Here is a 19,210-nt window from a genome sequence, read left to right as displayed (position 1 = left end):
CCCTCCCCAAGATCACCACCAGGGGCCGCTAACCTTACGTGTCCGTCCTGGCCAGGGATCTACGGGCATCAACTCACGCGAAGGGTTGCGCACATGGGCATTCTCACTCTCCTGCGGAACGCGTTCGGCCGATCACGCAAGGGGCGGACCGCCGAGGCGGAGGGTGCGACTCCTTCCCAGGAACCGCAGCCGACCGCCACCGTCACCGTCCCGGAGCCGCGCTCGTCCGAGCCGGAGAAGACCGACACCGAGAACGAACACGACCTGGTGTCGGCGGCCTTCGACAACGTAACGGTCCCCAAGCAAACGCCTGCGGCAGCAGACCCGACACCCTCTGCTCCGGAGCCGACCCACCAGGCCGAGGAACCGGCCACGGAGCCGAAGCCGACGGCCGAGGCGGCCACGGAGGCCCCGAAGCCCGAGGAGCCGGCGACCGAGGAGCCGAAGGCCGGGGCGGAGGAGCAGCAGGAGCCCGCCACCGAGCCGGAGCCCGAGCCCAAGCCCGCCACCGAGCCGGAGCCCGAGCCGGCGGCCGTGCCCAAGCCCGTCGCTGAGTCGGAGCCCGAGCCGGCGGCCGAGCCCAAGCCCGTCGCTGAGCCGGAGCCCGAGCCGGCGGCCGAGCCCAAGCCCGTCGCTGAGTCGGAGCCCGAGCCGACCCCGGAGCCCGAGGCTGCCCCCGAGCCGGCCGCGGAAGCCGAGCAGCCGGAGGCCCCCCAGGCCGAGGAGCAGCCCGAGCCCGCCACCGAGCCCGCCGCTGAGTCGGAGCCGGCCGCTGAGTCGGAGCCGGAGACCGCACCTGAGCCGGTCGCCGAGCCCGAGCCGGAGCCGGTCGCAGAAGCCGAGCCCACCCCCGAGCCGGTCGCCGAGCCTGAGCCCGAGACCGCGCCCGAGCCGGAGCCGGTCGCCGAGGCCGCCCCGGAGCCGGAGGCCGAGGAGCCGGAGGCTCCGAAGGCTGAGGCAGAGCCGGAACCCGCCGCAGCCGCCGACGGCGAGGAAGCCCCGCAGGGGCCACCCGCGGCCGACGACGAAAGCAGCACGGGCGGTGCGGGTGGGAACACCCAGGCCGAGGCCGACACAGCCGTCCCGGCGAACCTCCGCACCGCCCACACCGCCGCCGCCAAGGCCCTCGCCACCCACGACCTGACCGGCACCCTCGCCAAGACGTACCTCGTCCTCGACCGCTCCGCCTCCATGCGCCCGTACTACAAGGACGGCTCCGCCCAGGCCCTGGCCGAGCAGACCCTCGCCCTCGCCGCCCACCTGGACGACAAGGACCCGTCCGTCCACGTCGTCTTCTTCTCCACCGAACTCGACGGCACCGGCGAACTCACCCTCACCGAGCACGAGAACAAGATCGACGAGCTCCACGCCGGCCTCGGCCGCATGGGCCGTACCAGCTACCACGTAGCCGTGGAGGAGGTCGTGGCCCACCACGCCAAGACGGCCCCCGACACCCCCGCCCTGGTCGTGTTCCAGACGGACGGCGCCCCCGACGCCAAGACCCCGGCCAACCAGGCCCTCACGGACGCCGCGAAGAAGCACCCGAACGTCTTCTTCTCGATCGTCGCCTTCGGAGACCCCGAGCAGAAGGCGTTCGACTACCTCCGCAAGCTGAAGACGGGCAACACCGCCACGTTCTTCGCAGGCGAGTCCCCCCTGGAGCTCACGGACGACCAGCTCTACGACGGCATCCTGTCGTCCTGGCGCCCGTAGGACCCCCAGGCACCCGAGCCGCCCGCTTCCCACCCCTTAGAACGGGAGACGGGCGGCTCGCCCATGTCGGCTACGATTTCAAGGTTCGAAAGTGACGGCAGCGGCCGCAGAACCCGGCACCCGTCACCCCACGTAACGACCTGGGAGCAGCCCGCGATGGCTCGACACCTCATCACCAGCGCCCTTCCGTACATCAACGGGATCAAGCACCTGGGCAACATGGTGGGGTCCATGCTCCCGGCGGACGTGTACTCCCGCTACCTGCGCCAGCGCGGCCACGACGTCCTGTACATCTGCGCGACGGACGAGCACGGCACCCCGGCCGAGCTGGCCGCGAAGGAGCAGGGCCTCCCCGTGGACGTGTTCTGCGCCCAGGCGCACGACGCACAGAAGGCGGTCTACGACGGCTTCGCCCTCGCCTTCGACCACTTCGGCCGCAGCTCCAGCGCCGAGAACGTCGAGATCACCCAGCACTTCGCCCGCAAGCTGCACGAGAACGGCTTCATCGAAGAGCGCGCGATCCGCCAGGTGTACAGCCCGGCCGACGGCCGCTTCCTCCCGGACCGCTACGTCGAGGGCACCTGCCCGCACTGCGGCTACGACAAGGCACGCGGCGACCAGTGCGAGAACTGCACGCGCGTCCTGGACCCGACCGACCTGATCGAGCCGCGCTCGGCGATCTCGGGCTCCACGGACCTGGAGGTCCGCGAGACCAAGCACCTCTTCCTCCTCCAGTCCAAGCTGCAGAACGAGGTCGCGGAGTGGGTGACCCGGCACGACGGCGTCTGGCCGCACCTGGCCTCCTCCATCGCCCACAAGTGGCTGACGGAGGGCCTGCACGACCGGGCGATCACCCGTGACCTGGACTGGGGCGTGCCCGTCCCGGCGGACACCTGGCCGGAGCTGGCGGCCGAGGGCAAGGTCTTCTACGTCTGGTTCGACGCCCCGATCGAGTACCTGGGGTCGACGAAGGAGTGGGCCGACCAGGACCCGGAGAACCGTGACTGGAAGTCGTGGTGGTACGACGTCGACACCGAGGTCCGCTACACGCAGTTCATGGCGAAGGACAACGTCCCCTTCCACACCGTGATGTTCCCGGCGACGGAGCTGGGCATCCGGGAGCCGTGGAAGAAGGTCGACTTCGTCAAGGCGTTCAACTGGCTGACGTACTACGGTGGCAAGTTCTCGACGTCCCAGAAGCGCGGTGTCTTCACCGACCAGGCGCTGGAGATCCTGCCCGCCGACTACTGGCGGTACTTCCTGATCGCCAACGCCCCGGAGTCGGACGACGCGTCCTTCACCTGGGAGCACTTCACCGCGACGGTGAACAAGGACCTCGCCGACACCCTGGGCAACTTCGTCAACCGCGTCCTGTCCTTCTCGAAGAAGCGCTTCGGCGAGGAGGTCCCGGCGGGCGGCGAGCCCGGCGAGGCGGAGACGAAGCTGGGCGAGCAGATCACGGAGCTGCTGGCCGAGTACGAGTCGCACATGGAGTCGCTGCAGTTCCGCAAGGCGGCGTCGGCCCTGCGGGCGCTGTGGTCGGCGGGCAACTCCTACCTGGAGGAGAAGGCCCCCTGGCTGGAGATCAAGACCGACAAGGACGCGGCGGCGCTGACGCTGCGCACGGCGATGAACCTGATCCACCTGTACGCGGTGGTGTCGGAGCCGTTCATCCCGACGACGTCGAAGGCCATGCGTGAGGCGTTCTCCCTGCCGGACGACACGGCGACCTGGGTGACCCCGGAGGAGGCCCGGTCCCTGACCGCCGTCCCGGTCGGCACCCCCTTCATCGTCCCGCCGGTCCTCTTCGCCAAGCTGACGGACGACGACCTGGAGCTCTACAAGGAGCGCTTCGGCGGCGAGTAGTCCGACGCCGGCCACCCGACGAAGCCGGCCCACGCCTCCGCCCCGAGGGCGAGGCGCGGGCCGGCTTCGCCGTACTTGGAGTCCCGCACGTGGACGGTGCCGGGGGCGAGGGCGAGCTCGACACAGGAGTTGCCGTCCGTGCCGCTGCTGTAGCTGCTCTTGAACCACTCCAGCTCGGCAGGGGTCTCGCGGGTCATGTCTCTCCCAGCAGTCTCTCGATGAAGGCCAGCGACTCCCTCGGAGGGAGTGCCTGCGCCCGGATCGTGCCATACCGCAGCTCGAGGACGCGCAGCTGTTTCGGATCTCCGGTCGGCCGCCCGTTGAACGCGCCGTCGGAGCGGCCCACCGCCGTGCCGTCCGGGAACTTCAGCAACTCGATCTTGCCGTCCACCCCTGGATGAGCGTCCGTGTTCGTCGGCATGACCTGAAGCGTGACGTTGTTCAACCGCCCCACCTCCAACAGGCGTTCGAGCTGCCGTCGCCACACCATTGTGCCCCCGACCTCTCTGCGTACCGGTGCCTCTTCCAGGACGAAGTGCAGCGACGGGGCGGGGTCCCGCTGGAAGACGGACTGGCGGGCCAGTCGCGCGGCCACCATGCGTTCCACGTCGCCCGCCGAGTAGGGCGGTTGGGCCGCCTCCATCAGGGCCCGGGCGTGGTCCGGTGTCTGCAACAGCCCGTGCACGCTGTTGCACTCGTACACCCCAATTTCCACCGCCCGCGCCTCCAGCTCCCCCAGCTCGCGCACGCGTTTCGGGTACCGGACCTTGGCGACGTCCTCCTTCATCGCCGCGAGCAGCCCACCCGCCCCCAAAACCTCGTCCGCCCTGTCCAGATACTCCTGCCGGGGAATGCGCTTACCGCTCTCGATCTTGTAGACGAGGTCCTCCCCGTACCCCACCGCCCTGCCGAACTCCCCGGCCCGCATCCCCACCGCCTCGCGCCGGAGCTTCAACTGCCGCCCCACGGTGGCGACCACGGCCACGCCCCACTCGTCGTCCGGGTCCACCTCCCACCCCGGTTCGTCGGCCTCCGTCCTCAGCATGCGCACCCCTCCGTCGTCCGCCTCGCACCGCTCACGCCCTCCCCGTACGCAACGCCCCGACAGGCCCGGACAGCACCGGACAACGACTGGACAGTCACCGTACGCAACCGCGGTGTCACTCCTCACGGTAGGCACATGCGGCCACTCTGAGTGACGTGAATCAGAAGCCCGACTCCCCCGGACACCCTGTCCGCAACTTCAGCGTGCTGCTGTCCCCGACCCCCCGGGGTGCCCGCCTCGCCCGCCTGCTCGCCACGGAACAACTCCGTCGCTGGGACCTCCCGTTGGACCCGGCCCGGCTCATCGTGGCCGAACTGGCGAACAACGCCGCCACCCACGGTCGCGTCCCCGGCCGGAACTTCCAGCTCCTGCTCTACGTGGTCGGCACGACGCTCCGCATCGAGGTCACGGACACGTGCGGTGACGAACTCCCGCACCACGAAGCCCCCGACCCCACCGCCGAATCCGGCCGCGGCCTCACCCTCGTGACCGCCCTCGCCGACCGCTGGGGCGTCTCCCGCAGCCTGCCACCCCGTAAGACGGTCTGGGCCGAACTCGCCGTCCGCGCCGCTCAGTCACCGGAACGTGACCGCCCACACTCCGGTCCCACCTGCGCTCCCTATGTACTACCCACTGGGGAGAAAGCACCCCGCCAAGCCCCACCCCTCCCTCCCGCCGGGCAAACTCACTCCCGCGAGTGAATATGCCCAAGTGGGCTGGATATGGGCCCGGTTGCCTGCCTTACGCTCAGCGCCGGCAGCACAAGCGCAAGACAACCCCAAGACATGCGACGGCCCTCGCCGGGACTGACATTCCCAAGGCGAGGGCCTGACCACCGAGGAAGAAAAGGGCCTTCCCGATGGATACCGAAAACCCTAGCGCGCCCGCGCGCCCCCAGTCCCGTATCCGGGGCAAGAACCACCCCGACGGGCACAGGACCGCCGGCATCGTCCACGACCACGTCCGCCACACCGAGAACTTCACGGTGATCGGCAACGACCTGGCCCAGCACCCGGAGCTGTCCCTTCTCGCCATCGGACTGGCCTGCCACATCCAGTCCGTGCGGCCGGGCACCGCCGTCGACATCAAGACGCTCGCCGCCCGCTTCCCCGAGGGCCCCACGAGGATCGCCGCCGCCCTGCGCGAGCTGGAAGAGCACGGCTACCTGCGCCGCACCCGCGAACGTACGGCGACGGGCCGGATCGTCACCCGCACGGTCTCCTGCAACCGGCCGGGCCACCGGGGCGCCCGCGAGCAGACCACCCGCAGGCCCGCCCGCCGCACCTCCCTCGAGGAGCCCGCACCCCGCAAGCGACTGCCCGCCGTCCCCCAGCCGTCCCGTCCCTGGACCGCCCTCCTCCAGACGGCCGTCGACGTCCTGTCGGGCCTGCGCCGCGAGGACCCGCGCCTGCTCCTGTCCGCCACGGACGCCGAGCACCTCGCCCCCGGTGTCGCCGCCTGGCTGGAGCGCGACATCACCCCCACCGCCGTACGGCGTGCCCTCACCGACAACCTGCCGCACGAGCCCCTGATCCGCCCGGCGGCCTTCCTGGCCCACCGCCTGACGGCCCAGCTCCCGCCCCCACCCCCGCTCCGCCCCCCGGCGCCACCGGCCCCTGAACCCCGCCACCGGCTCCAGACCTGCGAAGGCTGCGACCGAGCCTTCCGCTCCCCCACCCCAGGCCGCTGCCGCGACTGCCGATCCGCTGGACATGTCGCAGGGCGCCTAGCATGAAGGCGACGATCCTTGCCCCTGGGCAGAGACGACGAGGAGCGAGCGCCATGACCATCGCACCGGACAACGCGCAGCGGGGCGCTTCCCTCCTGTACCGGGCCATGCGCGACTTCGTGGAATCCACGGCCGGCACCCTCCCGGGAAAGTTCGAGATCACCAAAGAAGGAATCGTCGTCGACATGATGTCGCCTGTGCGGCCGCACGAGCTCACCGCGCTGCGTCTTCGGAAGCGCCTGGAGAAGGTGATGCCCGAGGAGATCGTGGCGCACGCGGGCGAACCCGACGTCGAGATGGTGCCGGAAGGCATCATGCGCCGCCCCGACCTCATGGTGATCGCCGAGGCCGACATGGAGGGGCAGGGCTCCTTCGATCCTCGTACGCTCATCGCCGCCGTCGAGATCGTCTCGCGCTCCAACCCGGACAACGACTGGGTCACCAAGTTCCGGGACTACCCCCTGATCGGCGTCCCGGTCTACGCGATCTTCGATCCCCGCACGGGGACGGGCGCCGTCCTCACCGACATCCACGCCACCCCCGACGGCCCCCGCTACGCCACCCGCAAAGATTTCGTGTACGGCGAGGACGTCACGATCGCCGGCTGGACCATCTCCACCGACGACCTGCCCCGCTACGAGGACGCCAACTCGGGAGCTTAGAGAAGAATCGCCCCGCCACTCGGCAACGATCCGACCCCACCGCCACCACCACCCCCGTTGCGACCGTATGGTTTTCGCCATGGCAGTCCCAGAGGTCATTCCGATCGCCTACGAGCCCCACGGCCGCACCGAGGCGATCGGCTGTTACGAGGACGGGCAGTTCATGGGCTCCGTCACCTACGCCTTCCCCAAGGGCTTCGAGCTCGGTCCCGGCTGGGAAGAACAGAAACGCCTCTACGCGGTGCTGCACACCTTCGAATCCGACGGCACGTACCGCGACTCGGAGATCTGGTGCGCGGGCACCTGGGCCGAGCAGCAGCGCGACCCCGACGGCCCGGACTCGGTGCTCTCCCGGGCCCGGGTCCACCTCGCGACCCGGCTGCGCGGCCTCCCCCGGCGCACGTACACGAACATCGCCGTACGGCCCTTCCAACTGACCGTCGACAACGTCCTGTTCGGTCTCGTGACCGGGGACGACGACGGGGAGGGCTGGGCCGAGCTGTACCCGGACCACCTGGGGTTCGGCGAGCCGTGGGACGGAACGTACGACACCTGACGGGCACCTGGTTCCGACCCCCGTCGCCTACGATGGCTGGCCTACCAAAGGGGGGTCATCCATGGCACTGTTCGGCAACGCCCACACCATCGACCAGGGGCAGGCGCAGCAGGACTACGCGCGGCTGCTGGGGCACGGGGAGCAGGTGCACGCGGCGTACCTGCTGATACGGGACACCATCCTGTTCACCGACCGGCGGCTGATCCTGGTCGACAAGCAGGGGATCACCGGCAAGAAGGTGGAGTACCACTCCATCCCGTACCGCAGCATCACGCACTTCGCGGTGGAGACCGCCGGGACCTTCGACCTCGACGCCGAGCTGAAGATCTGGGTCTCGGGCAACTCCGTCCCGATCGAGAAGACGTTCACCAAGGGCGTCGACATCTACGAGGTGCAGGCGATCCTGACGCAGTTCGTCGCCGGGTAGGACCATAATCGGCGGATCATGATCCCGAGCCGCCGTCATCTCACCACCGACGTCCTGACCGTGGGCGCCCGTTACGCACTCGTCCTGGCCGGCGAGTGCGCCGTACGGGCCCACGGGCTCGCGCCCGCGCCGCGGCGGGAGGCGCCCCCGCGCGACGTGGGTGCGGAGGCGTTGGAACTGCCGGGCGCGGAGGTCCACCGGCGTCGGCGCCGGCCGCGCCCGCTGGAGTTCGCCACGCAGGCCGCCGAGCCCATGGACCGGCTCGCGGCCGTGCTCCGCGCCGGGCTCGCCGAACGCGGTTGGGACGTACGGCCCGTGGAGACCGACCCGCTGTCGGCGCGGCTGCTCGTCACCGACTCCGACACCGGCGAGGAACGCACGGTCGACGTCGTCAAGGAGACCTTCTGGCGGCCCCCGGTCACCACCGACCTGGGCCCGGCGCTCGCCCTGGAGGACGTCATCGGCACCAAGGTCCGGGCCCTGACCGACCGCGGCACCGCCCGGGACGTCGTCGACGTGTATCTGGCCGCGCCCGGCTGGAGCTTCCCCGACCTGGAGGAACAGGGCCGCCGGCACGCCTGGGACACGTTCGACCCCGCCGACCTGCAGTCCCGGCTGGAGGCGACGGACCTGCTGGACGACCGCGAGTTCACCGCCCGGGGCCTCGCCGAGGACGCCGTGCCGGAGCTGCGCCGCTGGATCCGTGCCTGGGCCGACGACATCGCCGAACGCCTGCTGGAGGAAGAGGCCCTGCGGCCACCCCCCGAGGAGTGAAAACCGGCCAGGCGCGCCTCGCCGTTCACCCTCCTTCACCTGCGCAAACGCCCTCCCGGGAAGATCCCTGCCACTGGTAGCATTCGGCCACTTGTGCGAGGGCAGGGGCCCTCGTAGGGGAGGGAACCTCACGTGGGCAGACACGCCCTGAGACGGGGCGGTCGCACCGTCCTCGTCTCCACGCTGACGGCCGCCCTTGCGGCCGGCACCATCACCTTCTTCTCCGGGGCGCGGGACGGCCGCGCCGAGGCGGCCACCACCAACGCGGCACCCGCCACCACGGAGATCGTCCTGGACGCCCCGCGCAACGAGACCCGGCGCAGCGACCGGGTGCTCGTGGCCGGCGAGACCGGCTTCCTGCACCGGCAGGCCAATGTCGCCGGGCTGCTCTGGACGGACTACGACGACGGCACCACCGTCACCGTCGAGGACGCGTCCGGCGTCTACAAGCCGACCACCACCAGCTGCTACGACCTCGGGTCCCGCTGCGCCTCCGGCGTGTTCGGGCAGGGCGCCGACACCGTCGCCCTGCCGCACCGCAGCTACGGCGACCCGGTGACCCTGTGGAGCCCGGGCGGCGGCGCCCTGCGGACCGTGGACCTGCGCTCGTCCGCGTCCCGGATCGGCACCTACGGCACGACCACGGTCGCGATCGAGCGCGAGGGCGAGGGATACGTCCCGCACCTGGTCGACCTGGTCGACGGCGTCCAGCGCGACCGGGCGGTCACCGGGTTCCCGGCAGGCGGGGTATGGGAGAACAACTTCGGGCGGACCGGTGATGCGAAGGGCGCGCTGCTGACCTACCCGGACCGCGACGCGAACGGCGACCTCACGACGTACACCGTCGCCTACCTGGACTTCGCGGCCGCGCACCTCACCCCCGTCTTCACCGGCCTGTCCCGCGAGACGACCCCCGAGGTGCTGCTCACCGAGGACCGCGTCGGCTGGTACACCAAGGCCGCGGGTCTGCACCTCAAGCCGCGCGCCGACCTCACCGCGGCGGAGACCGTCCCGGTGCCCGGCTCCGCCGACACCACCACACCTGTCCCCACGCCGGCCCTGGTCGGCGACTGGCTGGTCCTGGCGGGCGCCCCCGGCGTCAAGGCGGTCTCGCTGACCGACGGCACCAGCAGAACGCTGCTCAGCGCGTCGTACGGCAACCCCGTCGCCACCCCGGGCGGCGGCGCCCTCGTCACCGGCGGCACCACCTCCGCCGACTGGTGGGTGCAGCGCGTGAGCGCCGGACCCGACGGCACCCCGCAGCTGACCAAGCTGCTCAAGGTACCGCCGTACGAGAACACCAAGACCGGCATCGCCCTCGCGCGCGGCAGTCTCCGCGTCGCCGAGGACGACCCGAACCGCTCGGCCGACAGCACCTCCGTGCGCACCCTCACCACCGACGGCGGCGCGAAGCTCACCGCGTCCGCCGCCACGGCGAGCACCTCGATCGTCGCCAAGTGCCCCTACCCGGACACCGCCTGCTCGGCGCTGTGGGGCCGCTACCGCGACGGCCGCTCCAGCGACGTTCACCTCAGCACGTACTACGACGGCGACGAGGGCGGCAGCGGTCTGGAGAACGCCGACCGGATCGACTCGATCGGCTCGCACACGCTGGAGTTCCACACGGCGGGCGGCACCCTCGTGGACGTCTCCGACGACCACGCCGTCTACAACTCGGGCGGCTCCTCGCCGACGCAGTACGTCGGTGAGTTCGGCCAGGGCCAGAAGCTGAAGCGGTCCGTCCGGGCCGCCGCGCTGAACGGCCCCACCCTGTGGAGCGCCACCACGACCTCCGGGCAGCTCACCTCGTACAGCATGACCACCGGCAAGACCCTCGCCACGGTCACCGTGCCAGGCCTGTCCTGTGTGCCGAGCGAGCTCCAGGCGGCGGGCCGCTGGGTGTACTGGGCCTGCGGAAGCGCCTCGGGGGGCGTGTACGACAGCACGGCCCGCACCTCCCGGGCTGTCACCCCCGGCGACGTACTGCTCGGCGACGGCTTCACCGTCCGCCACGACCACGCGGCCGGACGGCTGGTCCTCACCGAGGCGGCGACCGGCACCAGCCGGATCATCGCCTCCGGCCTGCCGGACCACGGGCCCGTCGACCGGCGCTACCGCTGGACCGTCGACGAGTACACCGGCCTGGTCGCCTGGTTCGACTCCTTCGAGCAGACCCATGTCGCGACGACCGGTGTCACGCCGTCGCCGCTCACGGCCTTCGAGACCAACGTGTCGAGCTACGTGGACAGCGCCGAGCCGCTCACCGGCTTCTGGTACCTGTCCCGTCCGGTCGGCTCGTGGTCGCTGACCCTCACGTCGCTGCAGAGCGGCGCCGCCGGCAAGGCCACCCGCACGATCACCGGTGGCGCCGCGCAGGATCTGGTGTCGGCCACCTGGAACGGCAAGACCTCGGGCGGCAGCTGGTTCCCGACCGGGAAGTTCACCTGGACGCTGAAGGCGACCGCCCAGGGGACGTCCTCCGCGCTCACCGTGAGCTCGGGCTCCGCCTTCCTCTCGCGGGGCGCGGCCGTCCGCCACGACCACACCAGCCCCGACGGTCCCGACGGCCGCGGCGACCTGCTCACCCTCAACTCCTCGGGCGGGCTGACGTTCCACAGCGGCACCGGCACCGGCAAGTTCAGCTCGAAGTACACCGGCAGCGGCTGGGCGACCAGCGTTCTCGCCGTCCCGTTCGGCGACCTGAGCGGGGACCGCTGCAACGACGTCCTCGTCCGCTACAGCAGCGGCGCGCTGCGGCTGTACAAGCCGGGCTGCGGCAAGGCGGTGACACCCTCGACGTCGTACACGACGCTGGCGAGCAGCGGCTGGACGCAGTACAACGTGCTCACCTCGCCCGGTGACGTCACCGGGGACGGCCGTCCTGACCTGATCGCGCGGGCGTCCTCGACCGGCACGGTCTATCTGTTCAAGGGCACCAGCACCGGCAAGCTCTCCTCCCGGGTCACGCTCTACTCCGACTGGAAGAGCCACCGGAAGATCGTCGGCGTCGGCGACATCACCGGCGACGGCAAGGCGGACCTGCTCGTGCAGGACTCGGCGAACACGCTGTGGCGCTACAACGGCAAGGGCGACGGCACCTTCGCCGCCCGCGTGAAGGTCTTCTCCAACTGGGGCGGCTCCTACAACACCGTGGTCGGCGTCGGCGACATCACCGACGACGGCAAGCCGGACCTGGTCTCCCGGGACAGCAACGGCTACCTGTGGCGCAACAACGGAGACGGCAAGGGCTCGTTCGGCTCACGGACGCAGATCGCGACCGGCTGGAAGGGCTACAAGTTCGTGTCCTGACCCTTCTCGGGTCGGCCATGCGAAAGGGCGGTGGCCCGGAACCCCGCGGTTCCGGGCCACCGCCCTTTCGTGCGTCGCGACTACTTCGGCTGGGGCTTGCGCACCGACAGGTGCAGCTCCTTCAGCCGGGCCTCCTCCAGCTCCGTCGGCGCGCCCATCATCAGGTCCTGGGCGTTGCCGTTGAGCGGGAAGGCGATCGTCTCGCGGATGTTCGGCTCGTCGGCGAGCAGCATCACGATGCGGTCGACGCCGGGGGCGATGCCGCCGTGCGGCGGGGCGCCGAAGCGGAACGCGCGCAGCATGCCGGCGAACTTCTCCTCGACCGTCTCACGGTCGTAGCCCGCGATCTCGAACGCCTTGAGCATGATCTCCGGCTCGTGGTTCCGGATCGCGCCGGAGGACAGCTCGACGCCGTTGCAGACGATGTCGTACTGCCAGCCCAGGATGTCCAGCGGGTCCTGGGTCTCCAGGGCCTCAAGACCGCCCTGCGGCATCGAGAAGGGGTTGTGCGAGAAGTCGATCTTGCCGGTCTCCTCGTCCTTCTCGTACATCGGGAAGTCGACGATCCAGCAGAAGCGGAAGACGTTCTCCTCGAAGTGGCCGGCGCGCTTGGCGGCCTCGACGCGGACCGCGCCCATGATCTTCGAGACCTCGTCGAACTCGCCCGCGCCGAAGAACACCGCGTGGCCGGGGGCCAGCGCGAGGCGCTTGGTCAGCTCGGCGACGTTCTCCTCGGTGAGGAACTTGGCGATCGGGCCGGTCAGCCCGCCGTCCTCGCCGACCCGCACCCAGGCGAGGCCCTTGGCGCCCTGGGAGACCGCGAAGTCACCGAGCTGGTCGAAGAACTTGCGGGGCTGGGCGGAGACGTCCGGCACCGGCAGCGCGCGCACGTGCTTGCCCGCGAACGCCTTGAACTCCGAGCCCTCGAAGATGTCCGTGATGTCGGCCAGTTCGAGCTGGGCGCGCAGGTCCGGCTTGTCGGAGCCGTACTTGAGCATCGCCTCGCGGAACGGGATGCGCGGGAACGGCGAGGTGACGTGGCGGCCGTTGCCGAACTCCTCGAACAGCTCGGTCATGAGCTTCTCGATCGGCTGGAAGACGTCCTCCTGCTCGACGAAGCTCATCTCGACGTCGAGCTGGTAGAACTCGCCCGGCGAGCGGTCGGCGCGGGCGTCCTCGTCACGGAAGCAGGGCGCGATCTGGAAGTACCGGTCGAAGCCCGAGATCATCAGCAGCTGCTTGAACTGCTGCGGCGCCTGCGGCAGGGCGTAGAACTTGCCCGGGTTCAGCCGGGACGGGACGACGAAGTCACGGGCGCCCTCGGGGGACGTCGCGGACAGGATCGGCGTCGCCATCTCGTTGAAGCCGAGGGCGACCATCTTCGAGCGGATCGAGGCGATGACCGACGACCGCAGCATGATGTTCTTGTGCATGCGCTCGCGGCGCAGGTCCAGGAAGCGGTACTCCAGGCGCCGCTCCGCGTTGACCCCGTCCTCGGTGTTGATCGTGAACGGCAGCGGGGCGGCGGCGCCGAGCACCTCGACCTCGCCGACCTCGACCTCGATCTCGCCCGTGGGCAGGTCGGGGTTCACGTTCTCGGCGCCACGGGAGACGACCTTGCCGTCGATCCGGATCGTGGACTCCTTGGAGACCTTGTCCAGGGCCTCGTAGGAGGGGGTGCCGGGGCGGGCCACGAGCTGCGTGATGCCGTAGTGGTCGCGCAGATCGATGAAGAGGATGCCGCCCAGGTCGCGCCGATTGTGCAGCCAGCCACTCAGCCGGACGTCGGTGCCGACGTCAGAGGAGCGGAGCTCGCCGCAGGTGTGGGACCTGTACCGATGCATCGTCGTTCATCCAGTCTTCGCGGATCGGGGGCGTGGTTCCCGTGAAGGAGAGGCTTTGTTTCACGTGAAACTCCACCCAAGCCTACCGGGCAGCCCGTGATCGCCTCCCCACCGTTTTCCCGCGCCCCGAAGCGCCGGACCGCGACGGCTTCGGTGGCAGTGTGCGATCAGCTCTTCTTAGAGTGGGGCCATGCGCACTGGTGAGGCCCTGCCCGCCGTGGAGGAGGTCCTCACCGTCCTCGCGACCGGTTTGTGGCACTGGGACACCGAGACGGGGCTGGTCACGGTCGACGCGGAGGCGGCACGGCTGCTCGGGCTGCCGGCCGAACCCCGCACGCTCAGTCAGGCCCAGGTCCGGTCGCGTCTGCATCCGGTGGACTGGAACGAGATCACCTCCGTGATCCAGCTCGCCGTGGCCGAGGGCACGCTCGGGGAGGCGCGCGTACGGATCATGGACGACCGGGGGAGGGTCGTCCGGGTCGGGCGCAGCCGCTTCCACGCCGCCTTCGACCAGGAGAAGCACACGTTCGAGGTGACCGGCTCCCTCCAGGAGGTCACCGAACCGGCGCCGGGCACCTCCTCGGAGCGCACCGCCGTCACCGGTGACTGGCGGCGCTCACGGGAGGCGTTCCTGCTGGACGCGGGCCGGGCGCTGGCCGAGGCACGCTCGACGTCGGAGGTGCTGCGGGTCGCCGCGGGCCTGGCCATGCCGGGCTTCTCCCCGGACGGACTCGCGGTGTTCGGCGTGACGGGCGACCGGCTGACGGTCATCGGCCACCACGGCTACGAGCCCGGCGACGAGGACCCCTTCAAGGGGCTGACCCTGGAGTCGGACTACCCGGCCTCCGAGGTCATCCGCACCGGCCGCGCGGTCTATCTGTCCTCCCCCGAGCAGTACAAGGAGCGCTATCCGGCGACCTGGCCGATGGCCGCCCGCTTCCACCGGCGGTCCTGGGCGTTCCTGCCGCTGGTCGTGGCGGGCCGCACGATGGGCGCCTGGATGGCCGCGTTCGCCTATCCGGTCGCGTTCACCCCGGACGAGCGCTCGGTGCTGACGACGGTGGCCCGCATGCTCGCCCAGGCCCTCTCCCGGGCCGAGGCCGCCGAGACCGCGCGGGAGCTGACGGACGGCCTCCAGCGGTCGATGCTGCCCCGGCTGGGCCCCGAGATACCGGGGATGGCGGTCGCCGCACGCTATGTCCCGACCGGTGGCGGGCTCCAGGTCGGGGGCGACTGGTACGACATGATCCCGCTGCCCGGGGGCCCGTCCTCCGGCGCCGGCCGCTTCGCCCTGGTCATCGGCGATGTGCAGGGCCACGACGTACGGGCCGCCGGGCTGATGGGCCAGCTGCGGATCGCACTGCGCGCCTACGCCTCCGAGGGCCATCGCCCCGACGCCGTGCTCTCCCGCGCCTCCCGCTTCCTGCACGGCATGACGTTCGGCACCGCCGAGGAGGACCCTGCCGCACTGCGCTTCGCGACCTGTCTGTATGTGGAGGTCGATCCGGTGACCGGGGTGCTGGAGGTCGCCCGCGCCGGTCACCCGGACCCGGCCATCCGGATGGCCGACGGCACGGTGCTGAACCGCTCGACGGCCGGCGGGCTGCCCCTGGGCATCGACCCGGACGCCGACTACCCCACGACCACGCTCGCCCTTGAACCCGGCGAGACCATGCTGATCTGCACGGACGGCCTGATCGAGACCGGCGGCCACGACCTGGGCACCGGCTGGCGCCGGATCCGTACGGTCCTGGAGGGCCACGACGGCGATCTGGAGTCCCTCGCCGACGCGCTCGTCCAGGCCGTCCACGGCCCGTCCTCCCATCACACCCCCGGCCCGCTCGCCGACCGGCGCGAGGACGACATCGCGGTCCTGCTGCTGCGCCGGCAGGGGGACGGCCCGTCCGGCACCCGGGCCCCCGGACGGCCCTCGGTCCGCCGCACGATGATGTCGGTGGCGCAGGCGGAGCCGGAGCGCGTGGCCGTGGCGCGTCAGCAGCTGCGGGAGCTGCTGCACGACTGGGCGGTGCCCGACCAGGTCGACTCGGCGGTCCTGCTGCTCTCCGAGACGCTGACGAACGTCCTGGTGCACACCGACGCGGACGCCCTGCTCCGCGCCGAGGTGCGGGGCGGGACGGGGGAGCGCCGGCTGCGGATCGAGGTGTCCGACCCCAGCGACGATCTGCCGCACATGCGCCGGCCCGGAGAGCTGGCGTCGTCCGGGCGGGGACTGGTCCTGATCGAGCTGCTGGCGCACGCCTGGGGCGTCGACCCCCTGGGCGAGGGCAAGACCATCTGGTTCGAGCTCTACGAGTCCGGCGGCGGCGACGGCTCCGGCACGGCCGTGGCGCCGGGCGGGTCGGGGCGGGCGTAACGCTCTCTCAGTTCATGGGCGACGCCGGTGGCGGCGGCCGTCAGGGGCACGGCGAGCAGCATCCCGAGGATGCCGGCCACGGACGCGCCCGCGGTGATCGTCACCATGACGAAGGCCGGGTGCATCTGGACCGTGCGGCTCTGGATCATCGGGGTCAGCACATGCCCCTCCAGCTGCTGCACGGCGAGCACGATGCCGAGGACCCACAGCGCGATGACGAACCCCCGGTCGGCGAGCGCGACCAGCACGGCGACGGCACCCGAGATGAACGCGCCCAGATAGGGGATGTACGCCCCGATGAAGACGAGCGCGCCGAGCCCGACCGCGCCCGGTACGTCGAGGATCAGCAGGCCGACGGTGATGCACAGGGCGTCGATGAGGGCGATGAAGGTGGTCCCCCGCATGAACCCCTCGACGGCCCGGAAGGCCCGCCGGGCCATGGCCTCGGCCATGTCGCCGCTGTGCCGGGGCACCAGGGAGCGCAGCACGCCGGCGGCCCGGTCGGAGTCGCGCAGGAAGAAGAAGACGAGCAGCAGCGCGAGCACGCCGATCGCGATGGTCTCGCCGACCACGCTGACCCCGCTGATGACACCGGAGGCGGCGGTCCCGCCGAACTTGGAGAGCAGTTCGCGGGAGTTGCCGGCGAGGTCGTCCAGCGAGGTCCCGGCGGGCCCGAAGCGCTCGGTGAGATCGCGTCCGGCCTGCTGGAGCGAGGCGACGATCTCGTCGCCGCTCTCCACGACGGCGGCGGCGACGATGTAGACGGCCCCGCCGACCACCGCCACCACGGCGACACAGGTGAGCCCGGCGGCCAGCGACCGGTTCACGCCCGCCTTGACCAGCCGCCGGTGCAGCGGGCCCAGCAGCGCGGTCCCGAGCAGCGCGAGCAGCACGGGGACGACCGCCGTGCTCAGCTCCACCGTCAGCAGGATGCCGACGTAGACGACCCCGGCGACGAGCAGGAAGACGGCACACCACGCGGCGAGGCGGCGGACGGGCCCGGGCAGCAACGGTGGGGGAGCCTGCACCCCTCCAGCGGATCATGAGCGGGGCCGGGTGTCGTGCGCGGCGATCCGGGCGGGTGACGGACGGGAGGAGGCCCGCGGCCGCACCGTGTCGGTGTGGCCGCGGGCCTCTTCGTGCGCCGTGTGCCGGTCAGTCCTGGTCGGGACCGTCGGCGCTCATGCCGTGCACCGCCGGGACCGTTCCGAGGCGGCCCTTCTGGAAGTCCTCGAAGGCCTGCATCAGCTCGTCCTTGGTGTTCATCACGAACGGGCCGTAGTGGGCCATCGGCTCCCGGATGGGCCGGCCGCCCAGGAGGACGACCTCCAGGTCCGGCGTGTGGGAGTCCTGCTTCTCGTCCGCGCGGACGGTCAGCGAGCCGCCGGCGCCGAAGACCGCGGTCTGGCCGAGATGGATCGGACGGCGCTCGGCACCGACCGAGCCCTTGCCCGCCAGGACGTACGCCAGGCCGTTGAAGTCCTCCCGCCAGGGCAGGGTGACCTCGGCGCCCGGCGCCACCGTCGCGTGGATCATCGTGATCGGCGTGTGCGTGATGCCGGGACCGGCGTGCCCGTCCAGCTCACCGGCGATGACACGCAGCAGCGCGCCGCCGTCGGGCGTGGTGAGCAGCTGGACGCTGCCGCCGCGGATGTCCTGGTAGCGCGGGGCCATCATCTTGTCCCTGGCCGGGAGGTTCACCCACAGCTGCAGGCCGTGGAAGAGGCCGCCGGACATGACGAGGGCCTCCGGCGGCGCCTCGATGTGCAGGAGGCCCGAGCCCGCGGTCATCCACTGGGTGTCGCCGTTGGTGATCGTGCCACCGCCGCCGTTGCTGTCCTGGTGGTCGAAGATCCCGTCGATGATGTAGGTGACGGTCTCGAAGCCGCGGTGCGGATGCCAGGGGGTGCCCTTCGGCTCGCCCGGCGCGTACTCCACCTCGCCCATCTGGTCCATCATGATGAACGGGTCCAGATGGCGGTAGTTGATCCCGGCGAACGCGCGGCGCACCGGGAAGCCCTCACCCTCGAAACCGCTCGGCGCGGTCGTGACGGTGAGCACGGGACGGGCCACGGCCTCCGCGGGCGCGGCGACGCGGGGCAGCGTCAGCGGGTTCTCGACGGTCACTGCAGGCATGTCGGTACCTCCTTGTGCGGCCAGTTTAGTTGAGCGTTGAACTTCTTGCCACCCCGAACGCACAAAGCCCGGAGGGCATTCCCTCCGGGCGCTTGATCCGGGAAAGCGGCTCAGTGTGACAGCAGGCGCGCGGCGGGCGCGCCGGGGTCACCCGCTCCGGACCACCTGGTCCGGTGCGTTCCGGCCGTGCGGGCGGGCCGTACCGGCGGTCACTAGCCGTACATACGGCGCATGGCGAACTCGACCATCTGCTCGACGGCCTTCGCGTCGAAGACCATGCGGTGCTCGCCCTCCATGTCGAGGACGAAGCCGTAGCCGGTCGGCAGCAGGTCGATCACCTCGGCGCCGGTGATGACGAAGTACTTGGACTCCTTGCCCGCGTACCGGCGCAGCTCCTTCAGCGAGGTGAACATCGGGATCACCGGCTGCTGGGTGTTGTGCAGGGCGAGGAACCCGGGGTTGTCGCCGCGCGGGCAGTAGACCTTCGACGTGGCGAAGATCTGCTGGAAGTCCTCGGCGGCCAGCTGGCCCGTGGTGAACGCGCGCACGGCGTCCGCGAGGGACGGCGCGGACGGCTCGGGGTAGAGCGGCGGCTGCTGGCCGTACCCGCCGACACCACCGGCCATGGGCTGCTGCGGCGGCGGGGCGTACTGCTGCTGCGCAGCACCACCGTCCATGGGCTGGCCGTATCCATACATGCGCGCAAGCGTACCGACAGCGACCGCGCCCGCGGAGGGGTACGGCCACCAAGGTCGATCCGGTGGGACCTGTCACA

The 19,210-nt window shown here is 71.0% G+C and carries 16 protein-coding genes; 10 read left to right on the top strand and 6 right to left on the bottom strand.

Features of this window, described 5'->3' with window-relative positions; all coding sequences use genetic code 11:
* Window positions 1–93 precede the first annotated feature (93 nt).
* Both DC008_RS18020 and metG read left to right on the top strand, forming a co-directional pair.
* Window positions 94–1,713 carry a VWA domain-containing protein gene (locus DC008_RS18020; RefSeq protein WP_108707851.1) on the top strand — a complete coding sequence of 540 codons (1,620 nt, stop codon included), beginning with the start codon at window positions 94–96 and terminating at the stop codon, window positions 1,711–1,713.
* Window positions 1,714–1,869: 156 nt separating this feature from the next.
* Window positions 1,870–3,579 carry a methionine--tRNA ligase gene (gene metG / locus DC008_RS18015; RefSeq protein ID WP_108707850.1) on the top strand — a complete coding sequence of 570 codons (1,710 nt, stop codon included), beginning with the start codon at window positions 1,870–1,872 and terminating at the stop codon, window positions 3,577–3,579.
* Here metG and DC008_RS18010 read toward each other — a convergent pair.
* Together DC008_RS18010 and DC008_RS18005 are read right to left on the bottom strand one after the other, a co-directional pair.
* Window positions 3,552–3,776 (bottom strand): DUF397 domain-containing protein, encoded by a 225-nt coding sequence (locus DC008_RS18010; protein ID WP_108707849.1) that lies wholly within the window; start codon window positions 3,774–3,776, stop codon window positions 3,552–3,554. The genes metG and DC008_RS18010 overlap by 28 nt on opposite strands.
* On the bottom strand, window positions 3,773–4,624 hold the full coding sequence (locus DC008_RS18005) for a helix-turn-helix domain-containing protein (RefSeq protein ID WP_164492325.1): 852 nt from the start codon (window positions 4,622–4,624) through the stop codon (window positions 3,773–3,775). Before DC008_RS18005 ends, DC008_RS18010 begins: the two co-directional genes overlap by 4 nt.
* A gap of 155 nt (window positions 4,625–4,779) precedes the next feature.
* Between DC008_RS18005 and DC008_RS18000 the strand changes: the two genes are divergently transcribed.
* From DC008_RS18000 to DC008_RS17970, 7 genes are all read left to right on the top strand, one after another.
* Complete coding sequence (locus DC008_RS18000) at window positions 4,780–5,325, top strand: ATP-binding protein (RefSeq protein ID WP_208645915.1); 546 nt, start codon at window positions 4,780–4,782, stop codon at window positions 5,323–5,325.
* A 158-nt stretch (window positions 5,326–5,483) separates the two neighbouring features.
* A complete protein-coding gene (locus DC008_RS17995; RefSeq protein WP_108707847.1) occupies window positions 5,484–6,359 on the top strand; it encodes a helix-turn-helix domain-containing protein in 876 nt (291 codons plus the stop codon).
* A gap of 47 nt (window positions 6,360–6,406) precedes the next feature.
* Window positions 6,407–7,015 carry a Uma2 family endonuclease gene (locus tag DC008_RS17990; RefSeq protein ID WP_108707846.1) on the top strand — a complete coding sequence of 203 codons (609 nt, stop codon included), beginning with the start codon at window positions 6,407–6,409 and terminating at the stop codon, window positions 7,013–7,015.
* A gap of 79 nt (window positions 7,016–7,094) precedes the next feature.
* Window positions 7,095–7,571 carry a hypothetical protein gene (locus DC008_RS17985; RefSeq protein ID WP_108707845.1) on the top strand — a complete coding sequence of 159 codons (477 nt, stop codon included), beginning with the start codon at window positions 7,095–7,097 and terminating at the stop codon, window positions 7,569–7,571.
* A 61-nt stretch (window positions 7,572–7,632) separates the two neighbouring features.
* On the top strand, window positions 7,633–7,998 hold the full coding sequence (locus DC008_RS17980; protein WP_055621131.1) for a PH domain-containing protein: 366 nt from the start codon (window positions 7,633–7,635) through the stop codon (window positions 7,996–7,998).
* Window positions 7,999–8,016: 18 nt separating this feature from the next.
* Entirely contained in the window at window positions 8,017–8,772 is a 756-nt protein-coding gene (locus DC008_RS17975) for a nucleotidyl transferase AbiEii/AbiGii toxin family protein (RefSeq protein ID WP_108707844.1), read from the top strand.
* 132 nt (window positions 8,773–8,904) lie between these two features.
* On the top strand, window positions 8,905–12,081 hold the full coding sequence (locus tag DC008_RS17970; protein ID WP_108707843.1) for an FG-GAP repeat domain-containing protein: 3,177 nt from the start codon (window positions 8,905–8,907) through the stop codon (window positions 12,079–12,081).
* A gap of 80 nt (window positions 12,082–12,161) precedes the next feature.
* Here DC008_RS17970 and aspS read toward each other — a convergent pair whose 3' ends face one another.
* On the bottom strand, window positions 12,162–13,925 hold the full coding sequence (gene aspS / locus DC008_RS17965; RefSeq protein ID WP_108707842.1) for an aspartate--tRNA ligase: 1,764 nt from the start codon (window positions 13,923–13,925) through the stop codon (window positions 12,162–12,164).
* 190 nt (window positions 13,926–14,115) lie between these two features.
* On the opposite strand from aspS, the gene DC008_RS17960 reads away from it, so the two are divergent.
* The gene (locus DC008_RS17960) at window positions 14,116–16,299 is read left to right on the top strand and encodes an ATP-binding SpoIIE family protein phosphatase (protein WP_108707841.1); all 2,184 of its coding nucleotides are present in this window, start codon (window positions 14,116–14,118) and stop codon (window positions 16,297–16,299) included.
* Here the strand turns inward: DC008_RS17960 and DC008_RS17955 are convergent.
* The 3 genes from DC008_RS17955 to DC008_RS17945 all read right to left on the bottom strand — a co-directional run bounded on the left by DC008_RS17955 (window position 16,233) and on the right by DC008_RS17945 (window position 19,133).
* Window positions 16,233–17,327: an AI-2E family transporter gene (locus tag DC008_RS17955; RefSeq protein WP_108707840.1), complete on the bottom strand. Its 1,095-nt coding sequence runs from the start codon at window positions 17,325–17,327 to the stop codon at window positions 16,233–16,235. The genes DC008_RS17960 and DC008_RS17955 overlap by 67 nt on opposite strands.
* A gap of 127 nt (window positions 17,328–17,454) precedes the next feature.
* Window positions 17,455–18,435, bottom strand: coding sequence for a pirin family protein (locus DC008_RS17950; RefSeq protein WP_108707839.1), 981 nt, complete (start codon window positions 18,433–18,435; stop codon window positions 17,455–17,457).
* Window positions 18,436–18,647: 212 nt separating this feature from the next.
* A complete protein-coding gene (locus DC008_RS17945; RefSeq protein ID WP_108707838.1) occupies window positions 18,648–19,133 on the bottom strand; it encodes an SseB family protein in 486 nt (161 codons plus the stop codon).
* Between the last annotated feature and the right edge of the window lie 77 nt (window positions 19,134–19,210).

The organism is Streptomyces nigra (assembly GCF_003074055.1).
Taxonomy (GTDB): Bacteria; Actinomycetota; Actinomycetes; order Streptomycetales; family Streptomycetaceae; genus Streptomyces; species Streptomyces nigra.
Note: the sequence above shows the minus strand (reverse complement) of the source record. Positions and strands in the feature narration are given on the sequence as shown.